Below are 3,183 nucleotides of genomic sequence, written 5' to 3' on the forward strand. Positions count from 1 at the left end.
CCCGTTCCGGCGGGGGCCGTTCCAGCAGGGGCCGTGCCCCTGACGGCACCGGCGGACGGGGCTGGTCCCGCGCCGGCTGCGGCGACGATAAGCCTGTGCAGGTCGTCGACCTGATGGTCGCTCCGGCGGTCGCCCTTCGAGGTGGCGTCGATCTGGTCGGCGACCAGCAGCGCGCAACCGAGCAGGACGAGGGCGAGCCCGCCGAGCCCGCCGGAGGCGAAGTAGGGTAGCTGACGTCCGGGATCGGTCTCTGCGGAGACACCCAGGTAGCAGCCGAACAGCAGCACTCCACCCGCGATCGCCACAACCCAGCCGCGCACCGCGCGTACCACGTCGACGACCACTCGAGACGTCGGCCGAGGGCGTTGTCCACCCGCAGGCTGTTTATCCACCCTGTGTCTCTCCCCCAGAATGCGCTGCGGTGCTGGCAACAGCCGGTGGTCCGACACGCGTTGGTCCCGGCGCGGCTGACCGGCCCCGATCAGCGTAGGTCAGATTAGTGCCCGACATGGACGCGTGCTGCGTTGACTTCGCCGAGGGCTTCCTCTGATCGATGCGCTCCTACCTGACGCGGTCAGGCGGGAGCGAGTATCGCAGCAGCACCCATGACACATCCGTCCATATCGCCGATGTCGCCTACATCATAGCTGCCCGCCGACTCAGCCGCCCTGACCGATCATCTGGACGGACGCCCGCGGGGCCGCGTGGTCCCATGCGTCGGCGACGATCCGGTCGATGGTCGAGCGGGTGGGGCGCCAGGTCAGCTCCGCCCGGATCCGGCGGCTGTCGGCGACCAGCATCGGCGGCTCGACCGCCGGTGGCCGGCGCACCCGCCGGACGGTGCGGCCGGTAACGCGTTCGACCGCCGCGAGAACGTCCGCGACGCTGACGCCGACGCCCGTGCCGACGTTGAAGATCTCGCTCTGGCCGGGCGCCACGGCGTCCAACGCCGCGAGGTAGGCATCGGCCATGTCGGCGACGTGCACGTACTCGCGGATCACCGCGCCGTCCCCGTTGACGCCGAAGACATCGGACGCACCCGATGCCACTGCCAGTGCCGCCGGAATGATGCGGGTCCCGTCCCTGTCCGCGTGCACGCCCGCGGCGCCCGCGATGTTGAAGGATCGGAGCACGACCGCGCCGATGCGACCGGTCGCCGCCTGGTGGGTGAGGACCTGCTCGGCGGCAAGCTTGGAGGCACCATAGGCGTTCGTCGGTGCCGGCGGTTGGGTCTCCGGGATGGGCTGGGTCTCCGGTGTGCCGTAGACCGCACAGCTCGAACCCAGGACGACGATCGGCGCGATCCCGCTGACCTCGGTGCCGCGTTCGAGGAGACCCAGCAGGTTCACGGTGCCGGTCACGTTGACCGCGAAGTACCGCAGTGGGTCACGCAGGGACTCCCGCACCCGGGTCAGCGCGGCGAGGTGGCAGACCGCGTCGAACCCACGGTCGATGCCTGCCGCCGCGAGTTCGTCGATCTCCAACAGGTCGGCGCTGACGATCTCAGTGCCCGGCGCCAGTCGGGGAGGCGGCAGCTCGTTGCGGATGAGGGCGGTGACCTGATGGCCAGCCGCAGCGAGGGTGTCGGCGACAACCCCGCCCACAAAACCGGCCGCGCCGGTTACGAGAACACGCATGGCCCCAGCGCGTTCAGGACGTGGCCCGCATGTGCAACCCCGGAAGCAGCGTTCCGCGATGGCGCCACGCAAGTTCCAGACAGGCCGCCGCTGAGGGAGCGAGCGGCTCCTGCTCGATCAGCCGGCGGACAGCTGCCGGCGTGAACGGGATGCCGTCGCAGGCGCGCCGACCAGGGCCCGTGGTGACGACGGATCCCTCGGCGTTGATCGGCACCATCCCGCTGAACAGCGTGTCGAACACGTCAGCGTCCACGATCACGACAGTCAGGATCTCACCGAAGAGCGTCAGCGCATCAAGGCCTACGCCGAAACACCACACCCGGACACCGCCGGAGCGTCGGGCCCGTTCCAGTGAACGGAAGGGTTCGCTGCTGTCGTAGTCGATCAGTGTGGAGCTGCTGCCATCGTGTTCGGCATTGCCGAGAAGCTCCTCGCTGAGCTCACGCATGATGTTGCGCCACAGATTGAAGTCCGTCCGATGGTGGGATGCGGAGATCCCTGACGGCTGGAACACCCCGGCCGGTAGGACATGGTAAACACCACCGGCGGTGGCGACCGAGCCGGCACTGCGTCGGTGCAGGACGAAGCTGGCTCGGGTGGTGTCATGGCGGATGGTCAGTGTGTTGATCGAGGGCAGCGCGACCCGCCGTCCCAGGTCGAACGGGTCTCCGATGCCGCGCCGGAAGGGCAGCGCCGGCCAGGACAGCCCGCCACCGAGCATGGCGGCGGCCGTCTCGTGCGCGACCGACTCGCAGACGTCGAGGGCGTCGAAGTAGGTGGTGTGTCCGAAGGACATCTGTGGACACCCGCCACCCTCGGGGCGGACGGCGTCCAGCAGCCGGAAGCTCAGGCGGTTCTCGAAGAGGGTGGGCCGGTCGAGGTCGCGCATGGCCCGCGTGTAGGTGCCGAACGCAGACCCGTCGGCGGTGAGCGGGCGTACGTGTTCGGTGTCGGTACCGGCGCCCGACACGGTCGGCGGACTCGCCGTATCCGACCATTCCAGTTCGATGTCGGCGATGTCGACCGGCGCGTCCCACATCCAGCCCGGCCGGGTCAGCAGGCCGTTACCGAGGCGGTAGGTCTCGGGATAGAGCTGGGCGGCGGCGCGGGCCAGGCTGATCCGGTGATGGTTGAGGTGGTCGCGTGTCAGTCGCCACGCGCGCTGGCTCGCCGCAACCCGGTCCGCCAGGGGGTTGGCGGCCGCGACGTCCCGGCGGCCCTCGGAAAGGGAGCCCGCGGCCAGGCCTACGTCCTCGGGTGACAGCGAGAGCCTGCGGGCGATGTGGCGAAGCGTGGAGATGTCGTGGATCGCGCGGCGACCGCTTTCGACCTTTGAGACATAGGACTGGTCGAAGCCGAGCCGTTCGGCGAGTTGCTGCTGGGTGAGTCCGTAGGTCTGCCGGTAGGAGCGGAGCAGCGGGCCCACGCCGGCGGGACGCGATGTCTGGTGTGGAGGCGTCCACAGCCATGGTTGACCAGTCACCCGCAGTCCTTTCGTCCTACTTTGGGGTTGCTGGAAGTTCAGTATAACTAGTTAGACATCTCC

3 protein-coding genes are annotated in these 3,183 nt (G+C 69.1%); all 3 read right to left on the bottom strand.

The features are described from left to right. Nucleotides 1–392: hypothetical protein (locus U9980_RS11355; protein ID WP_322767883.1), on the bottom strand; the 392-nt coding region annotated here is incomplete at its 3' end. Nucleotides 393–659: 267 nt separating this feature from the next. Then, on the bottom strand, nt 660–1,637 hold the full coding sequence (locus tag U9980_RS11360) for an NAD-dependent epimerase/dehydratase family protein (RefSeq protein ID WP_322767884.1): 978 nt from the start codon (nt 1,635–1,637) through the stop codon (nt 660–662). 13 nt (nt 1,638–1,650) lie between these two features. Continuing rightward, nucleotides 1,651–3,120 (bottom strand): helix-turn-helix transcriptional regulator, encoded by a 1,470-nt coding sequence (locus U9980_RS11365; RefSeq protein WP_322767885.1) that lies wholly within the window; start codon nt 3,118–3,120, stop codon nt 1,651–1,653. Nucleotides 3,121–3,183: the final 63 nt, after the last annotated feature.

It is taken from the genome of Protofrankia sp. Cr1 (assembly GCF_963555865.1).
In the GTDB taxonomy this organism is placed as follows: domain Bacteria; phylum Actinomycetota; class Actinomycetes; order Frankiales; family Frankiaceae; genus Protofrankia.

Excerpts from the sequence above, each read along its gene's own strand:
- U9980_RS11360 (WP_322767884.1), bottom strand. The coding sequence starts at position 1,637 with ATGCGTGTTCTCGTAACCGGCGCGGCCGGTTTTGTGGGCGGGGTTGTC.